The organism is Pseudomonas sp. MF6776 (assembly GCF_016613125.1).
Classification (GTDB): Bacteria; Pseudomonadota; Gammaproteobacteria; order Pseudomonadales; family Pseudomonadaceae; genus Aquipseudomonas; species Aquipseudomonas iridis.
On the sequence record NZ_JAENSQ010000050.1, the window covers coordinates 1 to 25,032 of the forward strand.

The 25,032-nt window shown below is 53.9% G+C and carries 23 protein-coding genes and 2 pseudogenes; 9 read left to right on the top strand and 16 right to left on the bottom strand.

The window, feature by feature from the left end:
• Both JJD74_RS28840 and JJD74_RS28845 read right to left on the bottom strand, forming a co-directional pair.
• On the bottom strand, positions 1–784 hold a 784-nt coding region (locus JJD74_RS28840), incomplete at its 3' end, for a TniQ family protein (protein WP_200617729.1).
• Positions 781–993, bottom strand: a complete 213-nt coding sequence (locus JJD74_RS28845; RefSeq protein ID WP_024015044.1) for an NTP-binding protein — start codon at positions 991–993, stop codon at positions 781–783. The genes JJD74_RS28840 and JJD74_RS28845, both read right to left, overlap by 4 nt.
• A 1,596-nt stretch (positions 994–2,589) precedes the next feature.
• Here JJD74_RS28845 and JJD74_RS31590 point away from each other — a divergent pair.
• Together JJD74_RS31590 and JJD74_RS31595 are read left to right on the top strand one after the other, a co-directional pair.
• Positions 2,590–2,700: pseudogene (locus JJD74_RS31590) on the top strand (hypothetical protein); the annotation flags it as partial.
• A 228-nt stretch (positions 2,701–2,928) separates the two neighbouring features.
• A complete protein-coding gene (locus JJD74_RS31595; RefSeq protein WP_370588167.1) occupies positions 2,929–3,633 on the top strand; it encodes a methyl-accepting chemotaxis protein in 705 nt (234 codons plus the stop codon).
• A gap of 55 nt (positions 3,634–3,688) precedes the next feature.
• Here JJD74_RS31595 and JJD74_RS28855 read toward each other — a convergent pair whose 3' ends face one another.
• The 4 genes from JJD74_RS28855 to JJD74_RS28875 form a co-directional block, all read right to left on the bottom strand.
• Entirely contained in the window at positions 3,689–3,964 is a 276-nt protein-coding gene (locus JJD74_RS28855) for a hypothetical protein (protein ID WP_020301383.1), read from the bottom strand.
• A 225-nt stretch (positions 3,965–4,189) separates the two neighbouring features.
• Complete coding sequence (locus JJD74_RS28865; RefSeq protein ID WP_011282522.1) at positions 4,190–4,471, bottom strand: type II toxin-antitoxin system YafQ family toxin; 282 nt, start codon at positions 4,469–4,471, stop codon at positions 4,190–4,192.
• Positions 4,458–4,721, bottom strand: coding sequence for a type II toxin-antitoxin system RelB/DinJ family antitoxin (locus tag JJD74_RS28870; protein ID WP_020303033.1), 264 nt, complete (start codon positions 4,719–4,721; stop codon positions 4,458–4,460). The genes JJD74_RS28865 and JJD74_RS28870 overlap by 14 nt, the downstream gene beginning before the upstream one ends.
• A gap of 170 nt (positions 4,722–4,891) precedes the next feature.
• Complete coding sequence (locus tag JJD74_RS28875) at positions 4,892–5,785, bottom strand: cation transporter (RefSeq protein ID WP_033902376.1); 894 nt, start codon at positions 5,783–5,785, stop codon at positions 4,892–4,894.
• Between the two features lie 100 nt (positions 5,786–5,885).
• On the opposite strand from JJD74_RS28875, the gene cadR reads away from it, so the two are divergent.
• From cadR to JJD74_RS28900, 5 genes are all read left to right on the top strand, one after another.
• Positions 5,886–6,293 carry a Cd(II)/Pb(II)-responsive transcriptional regulator gene (cadR, locus tag JJD74_RS28880; protein WP_024015046.1) on the top strand — a complete coding sequence of 136 codons (408 nt, stop codon included), beginning with the start codon at positions 5,886–5,888 and terminating at the stop codon, positions 6,291–6,293.
• Positions 6,294–6,423: 130 nt separating this feature from the next.
• Entirely contained in the window at positions 6,424–6,771 is a 348-nt protein-coding gene (locus JJD74_RS28885) for a DUF3703 domain-containing protein (RefSeq protein ID WP_024015047.1), read from the top strand.
• A complete protein-coding gene (lspA, locus tag JJD74_RS28890) occupies positions 6,768–7,277 on the top strand; it encodes a signal peptidase II (protein ID WP_003452327.1) in 510 nt (169 codons plus the stop codon). Before JJD74_RS28885 ends, lspA begins: the two co-directional genes overlap by 4 nt.
• Entirely contained in the window at positions 7,277–8,023 is a 747-nt protein-coding gene (locus JJD74_RS28895) for a helix-turn-helix transcriptional regulator (RefSeq protein WP_024015048.1), read from the top strand. The genes lspA and JJD74_RS28895 overlap by 1 nt, the downstream gene beginning before the upstream one ends.
• Before the next feature lie 68 nt (positions 8,024–8,091).
• Positions 8,092–8,958 carry a sterol desaturase family protein gene (locus tag JJD74_RS28900; protein ID WP_024015049.1) on the top strand — a complete coding sequence of 289 codons (867 nt, stop codon included), beginning with the start codon at positions 8,092–8,094 and terminating at the stop codon, positions 8,956–8,958.
• A 309-nt stretch (positions 8,959–9,267) separates the two neighbouring features.
• On the opposite strand, the pseudogene JJD74_RS28905 reads toward JJD74_RS28900, so the two are convergent.
• The 5 genes and pseudogenes from JJD74_RS28905 to JJD74_RS28925 all read right to left on the bottom strand — a co-directional run.
• Positions 9,268–10,326 (bottom strand): annotated as a pseudogene (locus JJD74_RS28905) (heme lyase CcmF/NrfE family subunit); the annotation flags it as partial.
• Positions 10,327–10,329: 3 nt separating this feature from the next.
• Positions 10,330–10,797, bottom strand: a complete 468-nt coding sequence (ccmE, locus tag JJD74_RS28910; RefSeq protein ID WP_031634226.1) for a cytochrome c maturation protein CcmE — start codon at positions 10,795–10,797, stop codon at positions 10,330–10,332.
• Positions 10,794–10,970, bottom strand: coding sequence for a heme exporter protein CcmD (ccmD, locus tag JJD74_RS28915; RefSeq protein WP_198832861.1), 177 nt, complete (start codon positions 10,968–10,970; stop codon positions 10,794–10,796). The genes ccmE and ccmD overlap by 4 nt, the downstream gene beginning before the upstream one ends.
• The gene (locus JJD74_RS28920) at positions 10,967–11,743 is read right to left on the bottom strand and encodes a heme ABC transporter permease (RefSeq protein WP_198832860.1); all 777 of its coding nucleotides are present in this window, start codon (positions 11,741–11,743) and stop codon (positions 10,967–10,969) included. Before JJD74_RS28920 ends, ccmD begins: the two co-directional genes overlap by 4 nt.
• Before the next feature lie 141 nt (positions 11,744–11,884).
• Positions 11,885–12,313, bottom strand: a complete 429-nt coding sequence (locus JJD74_RS28925; protein ID WP_198832859.1) for a c-type cytochrome — start codon at positions 12,311–12,313, stop codon at positions 11,885–11,887.
• Positions 12,314–12,707: 394 nt separating this feature from the next.
• Between JJD74_RS28925 and JJD74_RS28930 the strand changes: the two genes are divergently transcribed.
• Entirely contained in the window at positions 12,708–13,319 is a 612-nt protein-coding gene (locus JJD74_RS28930) for a cytochrome P460 family protein (protein WP_198832858.1), read from the top strand.
• 769 nt (positions 13,320–14,088) lie between these two features.
• Here JJD74_RS28930 and JJD74_RS28935 read toward each other — a convergent pair.
• On the bottom strand, positions 14,089–15,363 hold the full coding sequence (locus tag JJD74_RS28935; RefSeq protein ID WP_200617730.1) for a hypothetical protein: 1,275 nt from the start codon (positions 15,361–15,363) through the stop codon (positions 14,089–14,091).
• Between the two features lie 659 nt (positions 15,364–16,022).
• Between JJD74_RS28935 and JJD74_RS28940 the strand changes: the two genes are divergently transcribed.
• The gene (locus JJD74_RS28940) at positions 16,023–18,272 is read left to right on the top strand and encodes a plasmid replication protein, CyRepA1 family (protein ID WP_200617731.1); all 2,250 of its coding nucleotides are present in this window, start codon (positions 16,023–16,025) and stop codon (positions 18,270–18,272) included.
• A gap of 39 nt (positions 18,273–18,311) precedes the next feature.
• Here the strand turns inward: JJD74_RS28940 and JJD74_RS28945 are convergent, their stop codons facing one another.
• The 4 genes from JJD74_RS28945 to JJD74_RS28960 form a co-directional block, all read right to left on the bottom strand.
• On the bottom strand, positions 18,312–18,887 hold the full coding sequence (locus tag JJD74_RS28945) for a hypothetical protein (protein WP_200617732.1): 576 nt from the start codon (positions 18,885–18,887) through the stop codon (positions 18,312–18,314).
• Positions 18,888–18,889: 2 nt separating this feature from the next.
• Positions 18,890–23,773, bottom strand: coding sequence for a DEAD/DEAH box helicase (locus JJD74_RS28950; RefSeq protein WP_200617734.1), 4,884 nt, complete (start codon positions 23,771–23,773; stop codon positions 18,890–18,892).
• A gap of 116 nt (positions 23,774–23,889) precedes the next feature.
• Positions 23,890–24,234, bottom strand: coding sequence for a hypothetical protein (locus tag JJD74_RS28955; protein ID WP_200617736.1), 345 nt, complete (start codon positions 24,232–24,234; stop codon positions 23,890–23,892).
• Between the two features lie 201 nt (positions 24,235–24,435).
• Entirely contained in the window at positions 24,436–24,609 is a 174-nt protein-coding gene (locus tag JJD74_RS28960; protein ID WP_200617739.1) for a hypothetical protein, read from the bottom strand.
• Positions 24,610–25,032 lie beyond the last annotated feature (423 nt).

Here is a 25,032-nt window from a genome sequence, read left to right on the forward strand (position 1 = left end):
GACTCTGCCCGGCGCGCAGCGGATGGCCGCAGCGCTCCCAGACATGGCGGATGCTCGCCGAGCAACTGCCGCAGTGCGAGAGCGGCGTGTTCAGCTCATCAAGCAGGGTGCGCAGCAGCCGGAACCACAAGCCGGCGTGGACACGCCGACGCGGCAGCTCCACAAAACCCGTCGTCAGCGCCTGCCAGGTGCGCCGGTCCATGCAGGCGATTGCGTCATCGGCAGGGCGCGGCGCAGCATCGGCGATTTCCCACTGAAGATACCGGCCGGGCATGCCCCAGTAGGACTCCAGCCAGCAGCCATGCTGCGGGCAGCTCAGCATCAAGGGGAGCTGCCAGACGAGTAGCACAGCTTGATTCGTTGGATCGTTCAGACACTGCGGACACGCCCGGCGAATCGTCTGGCTCGGTAGCCAGGCACGCCAGCGAGTGATGGACCGCACCTTGCGGGTGCGCTTGGGCAGGAGCACCGCGCATTGGAATGTATAGGTTTCCAAGGCTGCTGGTACCGAATCGTCGAGACTGTCGAGCAGCCACGGCACCCAGCCTGCAAGACTCATGCTGCGCAACCGCTCCAGCTCGACGCCACTGCGCTGGCAGAGCGCCGTCAGCAACGACAAGGATGGTGCGGTATCCAGGTCATCAAGTTGGCTGTGACCAAGATCGTGGGCCAGCAGCTCGTGCACGTCCATCTGGTAGCAGGCGGCGACCCGGTTGAGCCATGAGGACAGGGCTTCGCCTTCCTTGGGTGCCGGATGCAGCGGCCAGCGCGGCGCGGACTTCACATCAGTTCCCGCTCGAACTGTCGCCGCCGCTCACTGGGGCCGATGTAGTCGGCCATGCTGAGCGTGCGGTGGTTGATCGCTTCCTCGCCACTCTCCACGGCGGCGACGGCCGCCGCCACCAGCAGATGTGCAAGCTCGCCGATGGTGCCTTCGCTCCGGGTGAGCAGGTAGCTGTACCGGCTTGCAATCGAAAACGGCCGTGCTCGCAATCAGCGCAATTTCCGGCTCAGATTAACTGCGACTGACGGAGCCGTCTGGCTCAGATTATTTGCGAGCGAGCTTGCATTCAGCCGCGCCGGCTTGCATTCCATCGTTCCCTACTCACATTAACTGCAACTAGCCCCGTCTTTAGAGGTGGTAAAGATGCCGATGATGGCCATGGTGTTCTCCTTTCGGATTCATGGTCGCGCCCATCGCGTCCTTGTTGTGAGCCGATCGGCGGGTGAGGGCCGAACGCACTGCCAATGCAGCCGAAACGTAGAGAAGGACCTTGAGCTCCGAACAATTTGTTGCGCGAGAAAGCCGCTCGCCGGCGGGGAAAATGTTCGGTGGGAACGGTTGTGGGCCCAGGTCCGATCCCGCCAGGATTCACGACGACTCAAGGACGCATGGCTGACCGGCCGGACAGGAGTATTGGCCGACTCTAAACACCAGTCGTAGGCGCTGGAATCTCGCGACATGCGTAGCCCTTGCTTGGCGAAAAATATTCCCGATCGCCGAGCGCTCGATCTGACATTCGTCGTTCGGTATAGTAAAGAGTGCAGACCAGGCAGATAGGGGCGCCGGTAGCTTAAGGCCAAACCAGAGACGAGCCGCGCGAATGCTCGCCGAGGACCCGGTTTTCAAGCGCATGAGCTTATTTGACCGCGACGGAAACTTGGTCTCCTCAAGCCACGCGGATGAACCGCAAAAACTCCCTGCGGGTTGGCTGTCGCAACTGCGCGAACACACGGGTAGAAGTGCCCCGGCCAGGCGCGGAGGCTTCGATGAGCGCGGATCGGACATCTTGTCCTAACGGTCGACCCCGCCAGCGGGGGCTTCGTCAGCACCGCGCTGCAATTGCCGGCAGGGCTCTGGGACAACCATCTGCGTCTGGTCTGAAAGCGTTCAAGTATCGCAGCGGTACGCCGACATAAGGGGGCGAACGAACGGTCATTTGGCTGACCGCTCGCTCAATCTTGCGTATGACTCAAGCGCCCCCCTTTCGATACGAGACCGCCCAGATGCTCTTGAAAAAATCCCTGCGCGCTCAGCTGCTCACACTGATCGGCGGCAGCCTGTTGGTGATATTGCTGATCGCCTTCGCCAGTTTTTCCTTCTTGTCGGATGACATTTCCAAGTATCAACAACTACTCAAGGGTCCGATCGAAACGTCGCGCCTGATCGACGAAGCCAACGTGGAATTCAAAGTGCAGGTGCAGGAGTGGAAGAACGTCTTGCTGCGTGGCAAATCACCTGAAGCCTTGAGCAAGTACTGGCAAAGCTTCGAGAACCAGGAACGAAAGGTCCAGGACATCCTGGGCAGACTCGTTGAGCGAAGCGAGCACAACCCTGCCCTGTCAAAGCAGCTCCGCGACCTGCACGAGGAGCACCGGCGCCTCGGCGCCGCCTACCGCGCGGGCCGTGCGGCCTACATCGCCGGCGGAAACGATCCATTCGCCGGCGACGAGGCGGTTCAAGGCATCGACCGTGCCACCAGCGAACAGCTCAGTGGTTTGGTCATCCAGCAGCGCGATTCGGCGCTGCATCGTTCGGAAACCATCAGCGAAGCCGCAGATCGTAAAATAGTCGTCGGCTCGTTGGTAATGCTAGCCGCTGGCGTTTTCATCGCCTTGCTCAGCCTATGGTTGGTAAACCGCAATCTGATCGCCCCCATCCGTCACCTGATCGACCACATCGCCAAGCTCAGCCAGGGCGACTTTGCACAGCGCGTCGATGCGTCCCGTGCTGACGAATTGGGACGTCTGGCAGTTGCCGCGAATATCCTGCGTGACTTCCTTGCCGATACGTTCACCCTCCTGCAACGCAACACCTCGGACCTGGACAGCGCCAGTGGTGAATTGAGCGCCATCGCCGCACTGATGGGCCAAGGCACTCGCGAGCAGTTCTCGCGCACCGATCAGGTCGCTACCGCCATGCATGAAATGTCCGCTACGGCGCAGGAAGTCGCCCGTCACGCCGCCGAAGCCGCGCGTGCAGCGGATGCGGCCGATCATTCGGCGCAGCAGGGTGAGACCATGATGCGTTCGACTATCCAGACCATTACCCACATGCGCGGCGAGATCAGCAACACCGCCGAGGTAATACGCCGTCTGGAGACCGATAGCGGTCGCATTGGCAAGGTGCTGGAAGTTATTCGCGGCATCGCCGACCAGACCAATCTGCTGGCGCTAAACGCAGCCATCGAAGCCGCCCGCGCGGGCGATGCCGGACGCGGGTTTGCCGTCGTTGCCGACGAGGTGCGCACGCTGGCCAGGCGCACCGCCGACTCCACCGCTGAAATTCATCAGATTATCGACACGGTGCAGACCGGCGCGGTGGATGCGGTGCGTGCGATTGAAAATGGACAAACCCGCAGCAACGAAGGTGTCGAACAGGTTACGGAAGCGGGCAGCATGCTTCAGCGCATCACCCAAGAAGTCGAAGCGATCCGCGACATGAACCGTCAGATCGCTACCGCTGCCGAAGAGCAGACGTCCGTGGCGGAAGATATCTCGCGCAATCTGACCGAAATTACCGCCATCGCCACCACCAACCAGGACAATGTCGAGCGTACCGAGGCAGCCAGCCAGAACCTGCATACGCTGTCTGCCCAGCTCAGCGAAGTGACGCACCGCCTCGCGGGCTGACACAGGCTCTGCTCCGGCCCTAGATGATCGGTGTCACCACGTTGCTAGGTCCGACTCATCCGAGTTCGAGGGAGTTGGGGCAGGGCCGATCAACATGGCTTGTCTCGTGCTTGGTCGATTCGTTCCTGCATCGCCTGCATGACTTCTCGTGGGTGTACGACTTGGCGTTGGGGTCGTCGGCCTCACGGAGAGCTTCTTCGACCTCGCGGGTCATCCGCTCATATTCTTCTGGCCACAGCGCTTGCTCCATGCGCAGCGACGCCTGCCCCAGTAGGTGCAGACCGAACAGACGCATGTCATTGGTGGCGATGACGTGCTCTCGAATCCGCACCTGGATCACCTCATCGCCAGTTGATGCAGCTTCAACAGGTCGGTGCGCAGTTGCGGAGGCCCGCCGTCTGCGTTGTCACTCAATCGCCGCGCAGCTCGTCCACGGCATCGACTGCCCGCAGCAGTGCGGTGGTATCGAAACTCTCGGGAGTCAGTTCGTTCCAATCGTCGTCGGTGATGCTGATTGTCATGTAGCTTCTTTCCTTGTCCTGGGCAGACCCCGGCGTTACAGGCCAAGCTCGCTATGCGATCCGAGACGCACGAGTTGCAGCACGGCGTCATCCGGCTTGCGGTAAATCAACACCAGGTCGGGCTTGATGTGACAGTCCCGGTGGTCTTTCCAGTCGCCGGTGAGGGCGTGGTCACGGTGCTTCTCGGCCAGAGGCTGGTTATTCGCCAGGGCTGTGACGACGGCAATGAAATCGCTCGCCAGCGTCTGACGATGCGGGCCTTTGGCTTCGCGTTTATAATCGCGTTTGAACCGGCTGGTCTGTTCAATCGTCCGCATTCAGATCCGCCATCAGATCCTCGACGGAAGCGAACGACTTCAAGCCGCCACGGCGCGCTTCCTTCATCGCCTCGATGGTGGTGGCGTTCGGAATCAGCGGCTCGAACGGCAAGGCTTTCTCGCGGGCGACTCGGGTCAACATGATGCGGAAGGCGTCAGACACGGTGAGTCCCATCGCTGCCAGCACGACGGTCGCCTCTTCCTTGATGTGCTCGTCGATACGGGCACGGACTACAGCATTTGCGGACATGGTTTGATCCTCCAGATTGATGAGCTACATTGTAGCTCAATCCTTCCAGGAGTGCACCCAGCACACCTCGCCAGAGGCGTCTATCAAACGAAGGTTTATTGGACTGTCCGTACCATTGATGTTCACTTGTAGAAAGTGAGCCCATCGCGATGGAATACAGGATCGGTTGGTCAGGCTTTCAATGCCAGGATTCGGCGCGCACCGTTCAATACGATGAGGCCAACGACCGTACCAATCACCAAGTCTGGGTAGGGAGAGCCCGTCCACGCAACCAGCGCGCCGGCGACGATAACGCCAATGTTCGCGAGCACATCGTTGGCCGAAAAAATCCAGCTCGCTTTCATGTGTGCACCGCCTTCGCGATGGCCATAGATCATCAAGAGACAGCTGGCGTTTGCGACGAGTGCAACTAAGCCAATCCCCATCATCAGCATCGACTCAGGTTCGCTGCCATAGTGGAAGCGTCTAGCCACCTCCACGAGTACGCCCAGTGCCAACAGGATCTGAAAGAAACCCGCCAGGTGCGCAGCGCGAACTTGCAGCTGTGCACTGCGGCCGACGGCAAAGAGAGCCAAGCCATAGACGGCAGCATCCGCAAACATGTCCAGCGAGTCGGCAATAAGGCCCGTCGACTGAGCGATCAACCCTGCGCCCATCTCGATAACAAACATGGCAGCGTTGATGCCGAGCAAAATTTTCAGGGTGCTCGCCTCTTTCGACGCCGCTAATTCCTCATCAGCGCGATTGGTCGAGGCTGCTTCCTGACTAGCTGGTTGAGTCCCCAGTAGCGCTGCCCCTAGACCCAGGGACTCCAGCTTGGTAGTGATTGGGTCAACCGCCCCGTCATGGAAAGCGAGTACCTGCCTGCTGCTCAGATCAAAGGACAACGAACGAAGCTCAGGCAAGCTATTCAGCGCGAGCCGAATCATTCGCTCTTCCGAAGGGCAATCCATCTTGGGTACAGAAAAATGGCTGACCCAGGCTCCTTCGGTCGAGGGCGCGCTCGCTGCTTCAGCAGGCGCTGACACTGAACCGCAGCCACAGGATTTTTCACACGAGCTCATGATCCGCCTCTCCTATCAGGTTCAATTCTGGCAATTGAAAACCATATAGCAGGTATAGGGTCAAGCCTGGATATACTGGCTGTTTATCGAGGAGCAGCCTATGCGCATTGGTCAACTTGCACAGCTGACGGGAGCGGACATTCAGACCATTCGTTTCTATGAGCGCCAGGGCCTGCTTGCATCGCCCAATCGCCAGGCAAATGGCTACCGAGCCTACGAAGCGGATCATGTGGAGAAACTGCTGTTCATCCGCCGTTGCCGGTCCTTTGGCATGTCGTTGGACGAAATTGGTGTTTTGCAGAGCGTTCAAGCACAGCCGCAGCAACCGTGCGCGGCGGTCAATACGCTGCTTGATAGCCATATCGCCCAGGTCAGGGCCCAGATCGCATCCTTGCAAGCCCTGGAAAACCAGTTGGTGACGTTACGCAGCTGCTGCGATGACGAACGACAAAGCCTGGACTGCGGAATACTTTCGGGTCTAGTGGAGGGAGGCAAACGGCTTCCATAAGGCGCGCTAGAAAAGTGCCATTCGCTTCTGCTCAAAGCGTAGAGCTTGACCCTATAGCGGCTACAGGGTGTTCACTTGCACGATCGGCCCAGAATCATGGCCTTCCAACTGCTGCGCAAGTGAGTTCCAGATGAATACCGCCCTCCGCAATGCCATCGATGAAGCCTTTTTCCAGGCAAGGACAGCACTCCGTGAAAAGGCGCCAACCGAGGCATTCCCCTGGCTCGAGCGCGCCCACATCTTGAGCCAGCACATGCCCGTCCTGCATGCGCGGAGCCATTGGTTGATGCTAAGGGCTGGCTGGCAGTTGCGCGACTACCGGGAAATGTTCGGCCAAGCACCACGGATCATCGCTGCCGTGTTGTTCTCGAAGATCTGGGTACCGCTCGGCAATACCGGACGCGCGAGGATCAGTGCATTCGCGCCGATGCCCGTCTCACCCGGATTGCAGCGACTGTTTCAGGGAGCGAAACAATGAAATCGCCACTTGGAATGGCGCACCGTATCACTCCCGGGCTCTGGTGGACGCTATCGCTAGCCGTTGCCCTGGCCGACCAGGCGATCAAATATGTAATTGAGGGTTCGCTCTCGGTCGGCGCCGTGGTTCCTCTGACCCCAGTCTTCAATCTGGTCCATTTCTGGAATACCGGCGCAGCGTTCAGCTTCCTAGCTGACGCGGGCGGTTGGCAGCGCTACTTCTTCATTCTCCTCGCACTGGTTGTTTCGATTGGGCTCGCGTTGCTCTTGCGTAAGCCCAGGGCCAAGCTCGAAGCGCTGGGCTATAGCCTCATACTGGGAGGGGCAGTGGGGAATCTGATCGATCGCAGCTTCCGAGGCCATGTGATCGACTATCTGGATTTTTTCTGGCAATCCTGGCATTGGCCTGCATTCAACTTGGCGGACATCGGCATCGTGGGCGGTGCCGCCATGTTGCTCCTGAGCAGTGTGCTGAGTCCAAGCGCGGAACTGGACCGGGGCAGATAATGCGAAGCTCGGATGCCGCAGAAGTGGCTCGCTGGTCAGGCCATGCCTGGGTCGGCCCCGGTATCGGCGTCTTTCTCGGCCATGCCGCCCACCAGGATTGGCACCATCATCAAGCACATCAAATTGCAGTGGGGCTCGACGCCGCGATAACGGTTGAAACGCCGTTGGGTGGGCAATCTGGGGCTGCCATCTTGATTCCGGCAGGCTTGAAGCACCGGCTCAGTGCTGGGCATGTCCTGTCGATCTACCTGGATGTGCTGTCCGATGAGGCGCGTGCCTTGCGGGTGAGCGGAGCCGTGAGGCTGATGGAGATCGTAGCGGCCGATATTGCTGCGATGGTCGAGGCACTGAGGGCGTCGGGGCATTCGCCTGTCCAGTTGCAGGCGCAGGTACGTCGGCTGTTGCGGCTTGCCGATCCACCAATCCCTGATCCGCGCTTGACCAAGGTCACCGCAGCGCTGCGCGAAGGCCAAATGGGGCGTGAGGCAATGGCCGCGTTGGTGCATTTGTCACCCACGCGTTTTTCCCATTGGTTCGTGGAGCAAACCGGCCTGCCGTTGCGCAGCTATGTCAAATGGCTGCGCCTCACCCAAGCCCTGCAACACCTGGCCAAAGGGGGACGGCTGACCGAAGCCGCGCATGCGGCAGGTTTTTCCGACTCGGCGCATTTCTCCCGGACATTCAGGGCGCTGCTGGGCATCGATCCGTCCTCCGCCCTGGCTGCGGTCGATCTCCAGAAGTCATAGCTCTTTCGTTCAAGTCGAACGTCGTCCTCTGCACCTACCGTGAAGGCTCTCTACATAGGAGCTGAGCGATGTCCACTTCTCTTCGATTCGCCCTACGCTGGTTGAGCTATCCGCTCGTGTTTGGTGGCAGCGCCGCCTTCATGGTCTGGGCCTTGTACGCCGGGGTGCCGTACTGGCCCAGCACACCCTTGGTAGCCGCAGTCGGTCTATTGGCCGTCGCGGGGCTGGAGCGTATCCAGCCTTTCCGGGAGGGCTGGCTGGAGGATCACCAGGACACCCTGACCGACCTGGTGCATATGCTGGTGAATCTTTCCGTCATCCAGTTCACCGCCGAAATCCTGGCCAGGCTGGGCGATGCAGTGCCGGCTACAGTTCGTCTCTTCCCAGTCGAGAGTCCACTTTGGGTTCAGCTGCTGCTGGTCGCCGTCGTGCTCGATCTGAGCCTGTATGCCATGCACCGCATCAGCCACCACGTACCCTGGCTGTGGCGTTTTCACATGATTCACCACAGCGCCGAGCGCTTGTACTGGATGAATGGGGAGCGCCGGCATCCCCTACATGCGATGCTCATGGCTGGCCCGGGATTGGTGCTGCTGTTTGCATCCGGCGCGCCTTCGGCAGTGGTTGCCACCTGGTTCGGCATTCTGACCGTTCACTTGGGCTTTCAGCACTCGAACCTGGATTACCGGCTGGGTTGGCTGCGCCATGTCATCGGGGTGGCTGAAATTCATCGTTGGCACCACAAGCGCGACTTCGAAGATGCCCAGGTGAACTGCGGCGAATTTCTGATGGTGTGGGATCGGCTATTCGGGACGTTCTACGACAGTACAGGAAAGCAGGGCGACGCCAATGTCGGCTTGCGTGAGAGGGACTATCCCAAGGGTTACCTTGGTCAGTTGACCGAACCCTTTGGGCGAGACCGAGCCCGCACATAGCGTAGTGGGCCTCAAAGCTGTAGGCCCCATGTGTTTGCCTGGAATGATCTGGCTCGTGGGCGGAAGAGACTAGATGTTCCCGCATGCCAAGCAGACATGCGCTCTAACGAGGCAATCGATTCACTACCTATAAGCCCCGTCATTTGCAATTAATGCTGGTTGGTAGCCATGGAATGCAGGTCAGCGCGGATAAATGCAGGTTCATTCGCAGCTAATACTGGTTTGCCGGGCCGGTCAGTCGCAGTTAATTCCGGTCGAAAATCGTATTGATTGCAGGTCGGGACGTTTTCGTTTGCAAGCCGTTACACCTAACAGCAGGGTTTCACGCGACCACAGACCAAAAGCGATTCGGCTTTTTACAACCGGTGCCCGAAAGGCGAACAAGGTCAGCGAAACGCCCACTATCAACAACAGAAAAATCAAAATGAATACACCGCGAGCGGGGTCGGAAGCGAACGCGTGCACTGAGGTCAGCACGCCAGAACGTACCAGGAAGGTACCCAGCAGACTTAAGGAAAACGCAGCAATGGCCAGCAACACTGTCCAGCTTTTGAACACACCGCGCTTTTCAGTGACTGCGAGTGAATGTATGAGTGCTGTCCCCACCAGCCAGGGCATGAAGGAAGCATTTTCTACCGGATCCCAAAACCACCACCCTCCCCAACCGAGTTCGTAGTAGGCCCACCACGACCCGAGCGTAATACCGATACCAAGAAAGGCCCATGCAACGATCGTCCACGGTCGTGACCAGCGTGCCCAGGCGGCGTCGAGTCGACCGCCGAGCAACGCAGCAATGGCGAAAGCGAAGGCTACAGAAAAGCCCACATATCCCATATACAACATTGGCGGGTGAATGATCAGGCCGATGTCCTGGAGCAATGGGTTGAGGTCACGACCGTTCTGCGGAATCAGCGGCAGGATTCGGCTGAAAGGATTGGATGTGAGGATTAGAAACAACAGAAAGCCGACACTGATGATGCCCATGACGGCAAGCACACGGGCGAGCATGACCTGCGGTAATTGGCGAGAGAACACCGACACCGCAAACGTCCAGGCCCCCAAGATCAATGTCCAAAGCAACAGCGAGCCCTCATGAGCGCCCCACACTGCACTGAACTTGTAGTACCAGGGCAAGGCGCTGTTGGAGTTCTCGGCGACATAGGCTACTGAGAAATCATCGACCATGAATGAAAAGGTCAAACAGCCAAAAGCGAACATCAAGAACATGGACTGCCCCCATGCTGAGGGCTGAGCTAACGCCATCCATTGTCGATCACCACGCCAGGCACCTAGTAGCGGCAGGACAGCCTGTACGCTGGCGAAGCACAGGGCGAGGATCATCGCCAGATGTCCAAGTTCGGGAATCATGAATTACCCTTTTTTCGCTGGAATTCCAGAGGTACTCTGGACGGACTGGCCGCTGTCTTTTAAGGCTTTGGAGACTTCAGGTGGCATGTACCTCTCGTCGTGCTTGGCCAGTACTTCATCGGCTACAACCACACCGTCGGCGTTGAGTTTGCCCAGAGCAACGATGCCCTGACCTTCGCGGAATAGATCTGGAAGGATGCCGCGATAGGTGATGGTTACCGATTTTTTGAAATCAGTGACCACGAACGACACGTCGAGCGTGTCGGCCGAGCGATGCAGAGACCCCGCCTCGACCATTCCGCCGGCACGAAGCCGCGTATTAAGGGGAGCCTCGCCGCTGGCGATCTGCGTTGGTGTGTAAAAGAGGTTGATGTTTTCCTGTAAGGCGCTCAGTACTAACGTGGAAGCCGTGCCAATCCCGGCAAGCATGCCAAGGAGGAAAAGTAACCGCATTTTATGAAGCGGACTCATTTGTTTTCCTCCCGTCGTAATCGACGAAATTCCTGCTGCAAATAACGCCGATGCGCAAATAGCGGTATCAAGGCATTAATAGAAAGCACCAGAAAACAGAAGCCGTAAGCAGTCCATACAAACAGGCCGTGGTGTCCCATTGCAATGAAATCACCGAAGGAGGAAAAACTCATTGCGCTATTCTCTTCGCGTCAAGAGCCATTAAGAAGCTATCCATAACCTCATTTCTAACCCAACTGGTTTTACACTCACGCTTTAATAACTCCAGGCGCATTCGTAGCAACAACACCGCACCGAAAAAGCAATAGAAGCCCAGTACTGTAAACATTAACGGAAGCCACATTTCGACTGGCATCGCGGGCTTTTCAGTTAGGCTGAAACTCGCACTTTGATGGAGCGTGTTCCACCACTCAACCGAATATTTGATAATGGGAATATTTACCACACCAACTATCGCCAGTACCGCGCATGCCTGAGCAGCACTATTACGGTTCGTTATGGCGTTTCCCAGCGCTATCAGGCCGAAGTACAAAAATAACAAAATCAGCATAGACGTTAGACGCGCATCCCAAACCCACCAAGAGCCCCAGGTTGGTTTACCCCAGATGGCTCCGGTGACGAGCGCTACAGCAGTCATCCACGCACCGATCGGCGCAGCACACTGCAGAGCGACGTCTGCCAACTTCATTTTCCAAACTAACCTGACTGCCCCGCATATCGCCAGCATGACGTAACAGGACTGCGCAAGCATTGCCGCCGGAACATGAATATAAATTATTCGAAAACTATTGCCCTGTTGGTAATCTGGAGGTGCGAAGGCCAAGCCCCATATCACGCCCGTAGCAATCAACAGAGCGGCGAGGCCACTCAGCCAGTGCATGAAACGACGACTTGTCTCATAAAACCACTTGGGTGAGCCCATTCGGTGAAACCAACGAAGTGCCATATAAGTACGCCCGAATCTAGGTGAAAAACTCGTTAATCATATAATGTCGTTATTACTGACTGATGCTCACCCGAAAACCAATAAGTTTGAAATTAGTCAGAGGTTTAACTTTTTAACGGAAAACTAATATAATCGGCTCACTCACTTTTCACCAAACGTCGCGATATACGCGATGACGTCCCAACGTGCTTGCTCATCGCTGAACTTGACAGGCATTTTTGAAGTGACGGAGTCGTCATTAACGATGCGCTTAATGTAGGTTTGAGGATCAGCGAGCCAATTGAAAACTTTTTCTTCATCCCAACTCAACCCAGCCTGAGCCGCCTTCTGCAAGCCCGTGCCATATGAATAATCTGGGATCGATCCAATTTTTCTATTTAACACTCCCGTCAGATTTGGGCCGACTCCATTACCTGACATTGGACCCACCTGATGACAAATTGAACATTGCTGAAAAACAACTTCACCGCGCTTCGCATCACCATCCTGCGCGAGCAAAGGTGTTGAAAATGTCAACACCAGCAGCCCGGCACACACTTTCGCTGAGCGGCTCATACATAGGCTGTCCATAAGATACTCCCGAGGCTAGTTTATAATCTCTATCAGGCATTGAGCTAACGCTTCTCTCAGAGCAATACCCTGGGACACCTAAGCTAATCAAGATGAAGACAGAGACGAACGAGCCTAAGATTTTGATATTAGCGCTCTAAGAACCGAGGCAATATAAATCCGCTGATTAGCCGCTCTGCTTTTCTAATTCGCATATACCATTGAATATGCGCCTATAGAAATTCGATTCTCGGAATGGTGAGCCTCAATGTCAAGCAGCGCAGCCAAGCCACTGCAAATTCCGCACGATTTTGAAAGAGCAACCGCCGCTCGTGCGCTAGCCTCTAAATGCATCATCACCAAACATCCCGCTTTTAGCGATCAGAGGTTCAACTCTGGAGTACTGGAGAAATAAATGAAAAACCTGATAACTAATAGGTCAGCTGCTATCGCGATAACTGCATGCATTGGGTTATATGTCGCTGCAGCGCAATCTGCAGACTACGCAGACATTAAAATCGGCCCAACATTCAACGATAAAGGTCAGCTGGAACAACCAAAAAATTTCCGCCAGTGGGTTTTTCTTGGAGCTCCTCTCACCCCACAAGGTCTGAACGACGGGAAAGCAGGCTTTCCTGAATTTCACAACGTTTATGTAGAACCTGCGGCTTTCGAGCATTATCGAAAAACGGGTACCTGGCCCGAAGGGACAATGATGGTAAAAGAACTACATCTGACTCAACAAGGCCAGTTTCCGGATGGTTCGAGTGTTGAACCATCTGGTAGAGGCTATTTCGCTGGCGGCGGGCCGAGCGGGCTAGACATCTCCGTTAAAGACAGTAAGCGTTTCGCAAAAACAAAAAACTGGGGTTACTTCAACTTCGGCCACCACGCGCCTCCATACTCCGCAGTCTCTACAGAGGCGCCGAAAGAGGTGTGCGCAGGCTGCCATATCGATAACGCCAAAGAAGATATGGTCTATATCCAGTTCTACAAACCGATTCTATCTGCCCTTCCCCTTCCTTAAAGTCAAGGAAACACCAACAAACAAAGCCTTATTTACTTAAGGCTTTTTTGCTAATCACCATCACCACAAATAAAAATGCCTCCGACTGCCAGCTACCTTCACAAATAACTTTCTCATAGCCCATACAGCAATGCACCAAGCTTTGGCGCTAACTGTTCGTAGAGGCAAATGCCCACGAATATCTCGCAAAACAAGCCAAAAAGCGCACGTTTTTGGAATAAACGTAAAAACCGATAGGTTAAGTTGCTGCTTGGCTATAGCAGCTTTTCAATAGATGTTTTGTGAAACTAGATAAACCATCCATTTCAAGGCGCTTTCCTCCAATCCTTCCAACCAATGAACTTCAAAGAAATTAAATACTAGGAAAAATTGATGGTGCTTTGCGTGCACCCGGTTAATTTTCTTGCCGGCGATGAGAAGAACCCACCTACTGGTGAGGATCAGCAAATTTTAAGAAGCTCAATTATGGAGGGTATAGACAAGGAATTGGGCAATGCCTACATCTTTATAATAGCACAAACATTAAGTAAGTGTAGCTTTTTAGTATCATTTCAACAAATAAATCAACTTTTTTGAGCACAAAACCCGCAACTTTGAGAACAATAGAAAATCATTTGACGGCAAACTAAAGCGGTTTTGCTTTCAAACAAGGGCGGTTTTAGTTGCTCTCAAAAAGGGCTGTTGTTTTTAGTTGATTGTTGGGTGGTTGTTATTATGTTTTGGGGATTAAAAAAGCCCCTTAGGTTAGGGGCTTTGGGTGGTTGTTGGCTTATTCTATGTAGATATTGCCAATCTCGTTTTGTGCTGGAAACCCGTTAGTGCCTGGTTTGTATTTAATGCGGGCTTTAACTATCTTCCCTGAGAGTTTAATCATGTCCTTGATGCTGTTAATTTCTTGTTTAGATGCCTTCTTTGCTCTGTCTGCGAGATCTTGGCTTACTTGAATTGCTTGGTCGCTGTAGCCGGTTCCGAAGAGTGTGTGCCAGAAAATTGCCCCGGCATGTTCTCCTGAGATGATTTTGCAGCTCAGTTTTGTTGTTTCTTTGCCGGCTTTTTCTATGTTTTCGGCCTTGTAGATTTGAATTACGGCGTCATGCTGGGCTACTGCACCAACGTTTTTGCCGGGTTTGTTGATGATTTTGAAGTCTGATTTGACTTTCCTTCTTAGCCAGCTGATGTGAGTTTTAACGAAAGATCGGGCCGATCTAATACGCGCTTGCTCCAAATTCTCGCCTGGTTTTGGCTTGTGCTTGTTGTACTGAGTATCGCGGAAATACTCATCGCCCGCATTTTCTTTAGCGTCAAAGTCGATGAGGCGCTTGAATATTTCTTCTTCTGTCGAACCTCGGAACATTGCGCCAAGCAGCCTAGTTAACTCATAGAATCTGCCGACAGCGCCTATGAAGGTTCCGGACTTTCGTGCTTTGGAAGTTGATGCGTATTCGATGTCTTGACCGTATGTGGACTGTCTAATTTTAGTTTCATCAACGTCCAGAGTATTGCCAGGATTGAAGAAACTGATGGCTCCGTTAAGACGGTCAGGGTGCACTGTGAATGTGTAGTAGCAGCGCGATAGCTCGTTCTTCCAGCAGCGATCAAGGACTTTAGAGAAACGACCGTCTAGGAACTCGTCAAAATCCTCTACCAGGGCTGACATGATGAATGGATATTCTTCCGGGTAAACTGGGCGGCTAAAGGGTATTAGGAGGCGGAAACGAGGGCATTCAGGGGTGTTTGAGTAGCTAGTATAAACAGCGTGCTCAAGTCCCATATCTATCGCCACGTCCTCTATTTCTTCGAGCGTGATGATGTCGTCTTCGGGCTTTTGGTCGATATCGAAGACAGCTATATGCATCTCAGAAACGTTGTCGGCAGTGCGGCTTGGTAGTCTGAAGGCGCCTGGTATAAATGTCTTACCGACTTTTTCTGGGCTTACTCGCATGTCTGCAAGCTCCGTTTCGAAGAAGCTGTAGAAATTGTCGGCCTGGCGATTTATTACTTCGACAGTGTGTGCAGTTCTTTGTATCGCGTACTTAAAGGTCATTGTATTTACTCTTGTTGTTGTCTGGTTCTCATGCCAGCAACTACATTATTACAGTGAGATTTTTATTGCGCAATACCCCGCACTATGGACACTTACAGACATTTACATATACTTTGGGACATTTGCGGAGATATAGGGATAGTTTGGGATGGTTGCGGGTTGCTGCATTTCTAGCTTTTCATTTTTAAGAGTTTTTAAGAGCCGGAGAAAGCCGGGCAAGGGCATGCGCGCGCTGTGTGCTTTCAAACGCATTACTACATCATGTATCAAAGTATGTGTGTCTTTCCATACATTGTCCACGCGCTATACTCGCTCTACACCTTAATAAGAAGAAAAGAAGAGAAGGTGCGCTCCATGCTTGTGCCTGGGATCTGTTTCTTTTCTCCGGTTTTGTAAAACTCTTAAGAATGAAAAGCTTGTTACACTATAAAAGAAGCTCGGCCCGCAACCTGCTAACTCCGCATATATCCGCATATATCCGCATATATCCGCATATATCCGCATATATCCGCAAATATCCGCAAATATCCGCAAATATCCGAAAGTATATGTAAATGTCCGTAAGTGTCTATAGTAATGGGTCTTGCACTATATAAAGCTCACTGTGATACTAGAGTTACTGAGGTGAGACTCAGCATCAACCACTTAGAGTAATAACTATGTACGCACTAAATACAGAAATTGACGGTTTCGAGACAATCACTACTGCTGACGTTTTAGCTAAAGCAGTATCACTTAAGGCAGATTACCCAACTACGAAAAGAATAATCGGCGTAGAATCAGGCGTAATGCCAGCTATCGCCGCTGCTTACAAAACAGCATCAGGCATAGCAGAAAAAGGCGTGGTCATTGCTGACAGTATCTACAGTATGCGCAAGCTTGACATAGCAATGCTCATCGCACGTAACGACTCAAGCAAAGAAGCACTGCACCGCGCCGCTTACGAGCTCGCCAGGGACGCTTTTTTAACCGGCGACATTGCGGGCAAGTCTGAAATGCTCGCGCTGGCATCTAGCGAAAGCCCGGCTTACTGCCGCTACTTGATCGAGCGCAAGCTTGAAAAGATGAGCGCAGAGCTGCACAGACGCACTCAGCACATGTCTTCTATATACGCTGACATGTACGCACAAGCCCCTGAAAGCCCAGCGGTCATCAAAGAAGAGATCTGCACGCACGGCGGCAAGTACCTTCTAAACCTGCCCACGGCCTACGGAAAAACTTCAGAAATAATCGACCCGGTCGTCCGTGAGTCAATCGAAATCGGCCTTAAAGTCTTGGTCATCAGCCATCGCCGTTCGATCAACGCAAACATCTGCAACGGCATCACTGGCATGGTCTCTTACGACGAATGCACTTCGCCAGAAATCATCAAAAACGCACGCGCCCTCAAAATCGTCGTCAACTCACTCAGCGCCGACAAGTTCAAAAGCTTCATCGAAAGCGCTGACGTTGTGATCATCGACGAAGCATCTCAAGTCATCAGCCACGTCCTCGGCGGCGAAGTAAAAGCCCGCGAGGCCGTTTGGAACGCCTTGAATTTTGTTGTCAAAAACGCTCCTACAGTCGTAATGGCAGACGCTGACATCAATGCGCGTTGCGTGAACATGATCGGATGGGATCACACGCTGTACAGCTTGAAGCGCGATCACAGCGACATCAAAGTTAAGACAGCTGACATCGAGCATGTGCGCGGTTTGGTTATCGAAGCTGCGATTGAGGGTGAAACGGTGCTTGTCTCTTGCGACGGTGCTAAGTCTGCAAAAGCCCTGGCTGCTGCGATCAAGAAAAAAGCTGGCATCGACGCTCTTGTGATCACTAGCGAAAACGCAAAGTGGAAAGATCAAGCAGCCTTTATCGCTAACCCGAATTCCACGGATCACCAGGTCGTCATCTACAGCCCTGTGATCACTTCTGCTCTGTCCATTACGAGTGGCCATTTCAAAAAACACTTCGGTCTTTTCTCTGGTCAAGTAGTGCCGTCAGACGCGATTCAGATGCTCCGCCGCGACCGCACGGCAGTCGAGTTCATCGTTGGAATGAAGACCCCTGAATACTCCAAGCAAGAGCAACTAGAGGCCATGGAGCGCCGCACAGAAGCACCAACAACGCGAGCCGCTATCGAGGCTGCTGACATCGATGAAAGCTTGAAAGCGGTGCTGATAGAAGCTCTGGACTTTGACATCAAACCATCGGCGTTCGAAGAAATGAGATATGAGCACATGAGCGATGAGGCATGGCTCCGTGACAACATCCAGAACAGTCTGCCAGCAACCCTCATTAGCCAAGGTTTCTCGGTTGACGTGCTGGAGCACAGCGACGAGATGGCCCGCCTGGGCTTCGTAGCAGAGAGCCAAGGCCGCAAAGAAGTGAATGCGATGGCGGCCGAAAAAGTCATGGCCAGCAAGGCCGCAAAAAAGGAAACGGTTGCTCAGGTAAAAGACGCTGGTTCTGCTGATGAGATCGAGCACTTCGAAGTGATCCGTGCACGTGCTGAGGAAGTGATCGGGCTCCGAGAGCTGACCAGGGAAGATGCAAATGTTTGGAAATTTGGGAATGGCGAAGACACAATCAACCGCTTCCGGAAGATGCACGGAAGCGACGGCGATGGTGCCCAAGGCAAGATCTTCACAGCTCTGAAAACCGCCGCTCTGCACATGCTTGAACAAAAGAACTGGACAGCAGAAAGCAGTACCGCACTATTCGACACTCTCAACGCCATGCGCATGGACGTGATCCGCCTGGGCCTGAGCATCGGCAAGGCATCAACCACAAAAGCCAAGCAAGCCGCAGTCACTAAGCTCATGAGCCAGCTAGGTTTGAAGACAAAGAAAGTTAACGGCGGCAAAAGTGGTACTTACTACATCATCAAGAAATGTTCATACGATCAGATGATGAAATACATGATTTGAGACTTTTCTGAATTACGAAGGGAGCTGAAGTGCTACCCACTACCGCCCAAGCCTAAATACTGGAGACGCAAGCAGGTCAACTGCGACACTAATCGCAAACGTAGCATCACGCTGCAAAGTGACATGGGTAGGCGTTTGGCTATCAAGCGCACGCCGAAAAAGACTTTCTGGATCATCGACACGTCGAAAGTGAGAAAGCGGGTTTCGCAACCCCATCAGCTGATTTAACTGTCCAGCCAGGGATGGTTCGATCACGCCCTGTTCCAGGCAGCGACTTAGCGTGTCCTGAAAGCCTATTTTCTTGGGTAGCTCTGGGGCATTCAGACTCAATGTCAGATGGCTCGCAAGCATCTGCTCAGCAAGCCCCTGACATAGCATCACAGTCGCGACATAGTTCCCGTTAACGAAGCTGGAGCGCGCTTCAACCCACGCTGAATAGGCGACCTCGCCGGGGATCATCGTGCCCGTGCTGCCAAGATTTGCGCAGAGGTCATTAACCTGCTGAAAACGAGCCACACGTCCAGGCAGGTCATCATGCAGTTCTCCCATTAACCACTGAGCAGCCTGGAGGTCACTCAGTGGAGAAAATAGCTCTTCCTGCCTCGGGTCTGCCATGGTCAGATATCCAATGCTGGCAGGCTGTTCACGATCTTCTGGGTTTCCATGCTTACAGTGACCACGCGCTGGAACAGCTCCAGTGGATACTTGGGATTGCCCATGGTTCCGACGGCCCAGTCGTTGGCGTCGTTGACGATGCCGCTCGCTTTGTCGGTGCGTACTGCTTGGCGCTCCATGACCCAGTCCAGAGCGGCCTTACCGTTGACCACGTAATCCCAGGCAGCCTCGGGGATACCCTTGAGGGTGATGCGGTGGTTGTAGATGACGGTGGTCTTGTCGCCCTTCTTGGCGAATTTCATCTTCTCAACGCGGTAGTCGGCATCGGTAAGCGTGCCCTTGGCTTCGATGGTTAGCGGGTACAGCGCAACGGTTTCGTAGTTCAAGTGGATATCAGCCAGGGCGCGGCCTGCTTTGCTGAATGCCCAGAAATCGGCGGCCTTCTTCACAGCCGGAATGCGCGGTAGCTCCTTGCTCAGGTTCTCGGCAAAGCGCTCGCGGTAATCCGGCGAATGGAGGATTCCGTAGACGTAGTAGAACAGGTCTTCTTTACTGATCTGCTCACTAGGATAAGCCGCGTTAAAATGGGCAATGCCTCCGTCAGTTATAGCGTCTCGCCTCCGCAGTCCACCTTCAACGGACTCTGCAAAAAGATCGTCTTTTGCGGCCTGTGCGGCTTCGTCGTAAAGGTAGAGCGGGAAGCATTGTGAGCCATCAATATCGACCATGTGCAAGCAAGGCACTGTATCAGTGATAAGACTGCTGAATCCGACTTTATCCCCCTTGCCAGAAACACAAATCACAAGATTTTTGGCCGATGCATCCGGGTAAAGACGCGGCATCTGATAAATCATGTCGTTCAACTGACGGTTGAAATAGAGCCATTGTTTGGTGAAGGGGCGGTACAGGCTTGGCTTAAGACACTCTTGCTCAAAAGCAAATACTCGCTCTTTAACCAGCTCTTGTTTGAGGCTTCGGTTCCAGCTGATCTGTATTGGATCGGTATTAATAAAGCCATCCAGCTTTGATTCGCGAGCCTTCTTTTCTAACCCCTGGTGAGCGGCGTTGAAGCGTGCTACCTCACTGTTGTAGAAGCAAATCATGCGCGTCATATTGAGCGCTAAGCTGTCTTTCGATGCGTTGTAACACCAAGCATCACGACTTGTTGCAACACCTCTTGAGAAATTCGCAAACAGTGAATTAACGGAGCTTCCGTCTTTATCACCCATGACGATGAAATCGCAGAAGCTGTTATCTCGCTGGTTTAGCCAATCACCGTACTCGTCGGGGACTATCTGATGCCAGCTTGGAATACCAACCACGCTGCCATAGCTGACTATCTTTTCCAGCTTTTCTTCGCGGCTGAGGTAGTCGCCAATATCGTGGAAATGGATTTGACCGTGAGCCTCCGCTTCGGGATTCTTAACCAGAAGAGAGATTGCAATGGGCGCACGGCTGCCACTGCCGAATATCTTGCCGCCTTCCTTGCGTGAGGTTTCGCCACTGGTGCGCTGGTTGCCTCGCAGATGGAACACATAGAGGCTTGAGAACTCATCCACCAAGCACTTTCGAAGACCGTCAGCAGTATTGGCCTCTATAAAACCTGCGTTGGTCACGAACCCAATGATGCCAGCATTACCGATACGGTCACTGGCCCAGCGGATAGAGCGAATATAGCTGTCGTACAGCGAATTTTTGTTGGTCGCTTCAGAGCGCACACCATAGGTGTCGCGAATTCGAGCGTCCAAACTGCGGTACGGTACGTTGGCATTGTTGGCGTTAGCATCACCTTGGCCAACCGAATACGGCGGATTACCCACAATCACCCGTATATCCAAATCCTTCTGCCGCTTACGCCGGGCGCTGTTGTCCACCAGCAGTGCGTCTACCAGATCGTCCTTCTCATACATCTGGAAAGTGTCAGTCAGGCAGATACCTTCAAACGGGGCGTACTCGTCGATCACTTCGCCGTGGTAGGCCGCTTCGATATTGATGGCTGCGATGTAGTAGGCCAGCAGTACCAGTTCGTTAGCGTGAATCTCGTACCGGTATTTGTGCGGCAACTCTTCCGGTTTGATCAGGCCTGACTGAATCAAGCGGGTGATAAAGGTGCCGGTGCCGGTGAACGGGTCGATGATGTGGACGCCTTTACTGCCGAGAGTCTGGCCAAACTCTTTTTGCAGCAGGTGGTTGACACTGTGAAGGATAAAGTCAACCACCTCGACCGGGGTGTAAACGATGCCCAGGCGCTCGGTCATCTTGGGGAAGGCGTTGCGGAAGAACTTGTCGTACAGCTCGACGATGATCTTCTGTTTGCCCTGAGCGCTGTCGATACCCGAGGCGCGCTGCCGCACGCTGGCGTAGAATTTCTCCAGGGTGTCGGCTTCCTTGGCCAGGTGATGTTCATGAAGCGCGTCCAGCACAGCTTGCATGGCCTTGGACATAGGGTTGTGACTGGCAAAGCTGTATTCATCGAACAACGCATCAAACACCGGTTTGGTTACCAGGTGCTGGGCGAGCATTTCGACAATCTCGCCATCGCTGATGCTGTCATTGAGGTCGTCACGCAGTTCAGCGGCGAAGGCGTTAAAAGCGGCCTTTTCCTGAGTATTGCCTGGATTCTCCAGGATGCCCTGGATACGGTCGATGTGGGTGCGGGCGATCTTGGCGATGTCGTTGGCCCAGTCTTCCCAGTGGTGGCGGTTGCCACACTTATCGACGATCTTGGCGTAGATGGCTTTTTCGATTTCGCCCACTTCGTAGGTCAGCTCGGCCTGCTGGGTTAGCTGGCCTTCGGCATCGTGGTTTTTGCTACCGATAGCGAACTTGCCTTTGCCGGCCTGGCCGTTGCTCGTGCCGCTGGTTTTCTTCGCTTTCTTGTCGGCCTTATCGGTGATGGCGATGACTTCCATCTTGCGCGGGTCTGAGCCAATCAGATCGAGCTTATTGACCATCGCATCAAAGCTGTCGTCGTGCGAGCGCAGTGCCTGAAGCACCTGCCAGACCACTTTGTAGGTCTGGTTATCGTTGAGCGCTTCGTGGGGTTCCATGCCGGCTGGAATGACCACAGGCAGCACCACATAGCCGCGCTTCTTGCCCGGTGCGTTGCGCATTACCCGGCCAACTGACTGAACCACGTCTACCTGGGAGTTACGCGGAGTGAGGAAGAGCACGGCATCCAGTGCTGGCACGTCCACGCCTTCGGACAGACAGCGCACGTTGCTGAGGATGCGGCAGGTATTGGCCGGGGCTTCTTCCTTTAGCCAGTTGAGCTTGGCTTCCTTCTGGCTGGCATTCATGCCGCCATCGACGTGCGCGGCCTCGCAGATGATGCGTGAGGCCTCATCAACCTCTTCGGCCTCTTGGTAGGCCTCCACCACCGACTGGAACATGCTGGCGATGTTGACGGAGCTGACCTTGTGCTTGATGCCCTTATAGTTGGGCGAGATGACCTGGCAGAAAGCCACCGCGCGCTTCATGGGCTGATCATCACCTACTAGGTTTTCTGCCAGCCCTTGTTTGGCCAGCGCCTTCCAGCAGCCGACGATCTTGGCGGCGTCGTCCACCTTGAGTTGGTTGTCTTCGTCCTTTAAAAGCTCTTGAAGGCGGCGGCTGATGACGCTCTCTTCAACGGTGAGTACCAGCACCTTGTAGTCGGTGAGCAGGCCACGCTGAACAGCCTCGGAGAAGTTGATGACGAACAGCTCTTTGCCATACAGCGCCTCGTCATCCATCGAGCACAGGGCGACCTCACCTGATTCGGCCTTGATCTTGGCATTGTCGCCGTAGATGCGTGGCGTGGCGGTCATGTACAGGCGTTTGGCGGCGCGGATGTAGTCTGCATCGTGGATGCGCACAAAGGTACTTTCGTCATCGTCGTCGAAGGTTGCGCCGGTTGTGCGGTGCGCTTCGTCGCAGATCACCAGGTCGAACGCTGCCAGGTCGTAGTCATGCTGGGCGCGGCTGATCACGTCGATGGAGTGATAAGTCGAGAACACTACGCTCATGTGCTCGGCATCATGACGCTTGAGCATTTCCGCTGCGAGGCGATCCGCCTTGGTGGTAGCTGGGTATCGCAGTTCGTGGGTGAATACCTGAACGGTGTCTTCGTCGGCCTTACGCTTCTTGCCTACGTCGCTGTCAGAGCAAACGGCGAAGCTGTGCAGTGGGGTTTCGCTTTCCTGCGTCCATTCGGTGAGGGTCTGCGAGAGCAGCGACAGGCTGGGCACCAGGAACAGTACACGCTTGCCCTTGCCAGCCAGCCGCTCGGCGATCTTCAAACTGGTGAAGGTCTTGCCTGTACCGCAGGCCATGATCAGCTTGCCGCGCTCTGCCTCTTTGAGACCTGCTGCGGTGGCGTTCAGTGCGGTTTGTTGGTGATCGCGCAGTTGCTTGCGCGCCTTGAGGGCAACGGCTTGGTTGGGCTGGAATTGGGCCCAGTCGATTTGGCTTTCTTCCAGCGCTTGCAGGTCGATCTTGCTGACAGCGGGTTGCTGGCCTTGTAATGCATCCTCGGCGTGCTCACTCCAGTTGTTGGTCGTGGTGACGATGATGCGATGGGAGAACGGTGCCTTGCCCGAGGCGGTGAAAAAGCTGTCGATATCCTTCTTCTGGACGCGATAGTCCTCGGCGTACAGCTTGCACTGGATGGCGTGGTACTCGCCCGTGCCCTGAGTGCGCGCCACCAGGTCGATGCCGGTATCACGACCGTCCAGCCCCTGTTCCTTGGCCCAATCGGAGTACATCCATACCTGGTCGTAAAGGTCTCGATAGGTTGCTTCGTTGCGCAGGTAAGCGCAGATCAGCTCTTCAAAATAGGTGCCCTTTTCGCGTTCGGAAGCGGAGGCAGCGCGGTATGTTGCGAGCAGGACAGAGAGGGCAGACATGCGCGAAATTCCTTTTGAATGGAGCTTGGCGCTACGCTTGCGCCAAATTGCGCGATTCTACCAGCACGTCAAACTCAGCCCTAGCTTCAGCAAAAAGTATTTAACCGAGGCCAATTTTACGTGAATACGCCATTAGTGCTTGGGCGGACGCAGGTACTCTTTGCGTTTTTATCAGAACATGCGCGTAGCAGTGCATTCTTTAGTGAGTCTGCAAACTCAAATGGAAACATGATTTTGAAGTTATTGGAGCCAATGCCCGTCGAGACCTTGACATAACGAGAGTAACGCATAATCCAAGATATATTTTTTGAGCTCAAACCAAGCTGTGCACGTGAGTGCCCGAAGCCTTTAATTGTTGCCGATTGAAACTTGGCGTCAGTGGCTTTAATGATTTCGATGACTGCTGCTTCACCGAGGACTTTGCGCGCAGTATTAAATAGGTTGTTGAGCTGTACGTTCATGATAGCTATCTCTTATTATGTTCTGACTTATCTTGAGTCAGTAAGTATATTATCTCCTTCATCCTTGCGGCTGTATACGTTGACACTTAACTGGTTTTTGGTATGTTCGTCTTTTTTGCTAAAGACAATTAGATAAAATTAGGCGGGTATTAAGTTTGTGGCATTTGAAAAGGGCCAGCAGGCCCTTGGTATGTTATGAGGTTACACTTCTACCCAGCCACCATCCGCGTCAAGCACTACTTTCACCAGGCTCTTTAGCTGGTCTTTGGCACTTGTTTCTTCCGTGCAAAAGTTTAGCGAATCTGCTTCCCAGTTTTCCATGGTATCTACGCTGCCAGTTCCCAAATTCATGTACATTGAGTTGTTGTTATTCATGGTCTTGCTCTCTTTTTGTCGCTGATCTCTTCTTGAGTCAGTAAACATATTATCTCTTTCATCCTGTCATAAGTAAATGTTGACGAGCGAGCAATTTCAGGTATGTTTTGGAATATTTTCATAGGTATTTAACGTGTGTGTTAAATCCGTGGTTGCCGTCAAAAAGAATTGGGGAGTTAGTGCGTTAGGTGTATTAAGCAATATGGTTTTTTCAGATAAATGCCAAAAATAACACTCTGGCTCATGCCTTACATTCCCATATCCAGCTCAAGTTTCATTGCCAAATACTTTTTTAGATGGGCGGTTACAGGAGCTGAGTGCAACACGGTTATTGAATTGAAGCTGGAGCATCATGCCGCATAGCCATAGCTTCCTGCATCACCTCGTCCATAACCTCGATCGGACACTTGAAGTCGAAGCGCT

Coding starts and splice junctions, on each gene's coding strand:
- JJD74_RS31595 (WP_370588167.1), top strand. CDS start 2,929: ATGTCCGCTACGGCGCAGGAAGTCGCCCGTCACGCCGCCGAAGCCGCG.
- JJD74_RS28865 (WP_011282522.1), bottom strand. CDS start 4,471: ATGCGGACGATTGAACAGACCAGCCGGTTCAAACGCGATTATAAACGC.
- JJD74_RS28870 (WP_020303033.1), bottom strand. CDS start 4,721: ATGTCCGCAAATGCTGTAGTCCGTGCCCGTATCGACGAGCACATCAAG.
- JJD74_RS28875 (WP_033902376.1), bottom strand. CDS start 5,785: ATGAGCTCGTGTGAAAAATCCTGTGGCTGCGGTTCAGTGTCAGCGCCT.
- cadR (WP_024015046.1), top strand. CDS start 5,886: ATGCGCATTGGTCAACTTGCACAGCTGACGGGAGCGGACATTCAGACC.
- JJD74_RS28885 (WP_024015047.1), top strand. CDS start 6,424: ATGAATACCGCCCTCCGCAATGCCATCGATGAAGCCTTTTTCCAGGCA.
- lspA (WP_003452327.1), top strand. CDS start 6,768: ATGAAATCGCCACTTGGAATGGCGCACCGTATCACTCCCGGGCTCTGG.
- JJD74_RS28895 (WP_024015048.1), top strand. CDS start 7,277: ATGCGAAGCTCGGATGCCGCAGAAGTGGCTCGCTGGTCAGGCCATGCC.
- JJD74_RS28900 (WP_024015049.1), top strand. CDS start 8,092: ATGTCCACTTCTCTTCGATTCGCCCTACGCTGGTTGAGCTATCCGCTC.
- ccmE (WP_031634226.1), bottom strand. CDS start 10,797: ATGAGTCCGCTTCATAAAATGCGGTTACTTTTCCTCCTTGGCATGCTT.
- ccmD (WP_198832861.1), bottom strand. CDS start 10,970: ATGAGTTTTTCCTCCTTCGGTGATTTCATTGCAATGGGACACCACGGC.
- JJD74_RS28920 (WP_198832860.1), bottom strand. CDS start 11,743: ATGGCACTTCGTTGGTTTCACCGAATGGGCTCACCCAAGTGGTTTTAT.
- JJD74_RS28925 (WP_198832859.1), bottom strand. CDS start 12,313: ATGGACAGCCTATGTATGAGCCGCTCAGCGAAAGTGTGTGCCGGGCTG.
- JJD74_RS28930 (WP_198832858.1), top strand. CDS start 12,708: ATGAAAAACCTGATAACTAATAGGTCAGCTGCTATCGCGATAACTGCA.
- JJD74_RS28935 (WP_200617730.1), bottom strand. CDS start 15,363: ATGACCTTTAAGTACGCGATACAAAGAACTGCACACACTGTCGAAGTA.
- JJD74_RS28940 (WP_200617731.1), top strand. CDS start 16,023: ATGTACGCACTAAATACAGAAATTGACGGTTTCGAGACAATCACTACT.
- JJD74_RS28945 (WP_200617732.1), bottom strand. CDS start 18,887: ATGGCAGACCCGAGGCAGGAAGAGCTATTTTCTCCACTGAGTGACCTC.
- JJD74_RS28950 (WP_200617734.1), bottom strand. CDS start 23,773: ATGTCTGCCCTCTCTGTCCTGCTCGCAACATACCGCGCTGCCTCCGCT.
- JJD74_RS28955 (WP_200617736.1), bottom strand. CDS start 24,234: ATGAACGTACAGCTCAACAACCTATTTAATACTGCGCGCAAAGTCCTC.
- JJD74_RS28960 (WP_200617739.1), bottom strand. CDS start 24,609: ATGAATAACAACAACTCAATGTACATGAATTTGGGAACTGGCAGCGTA.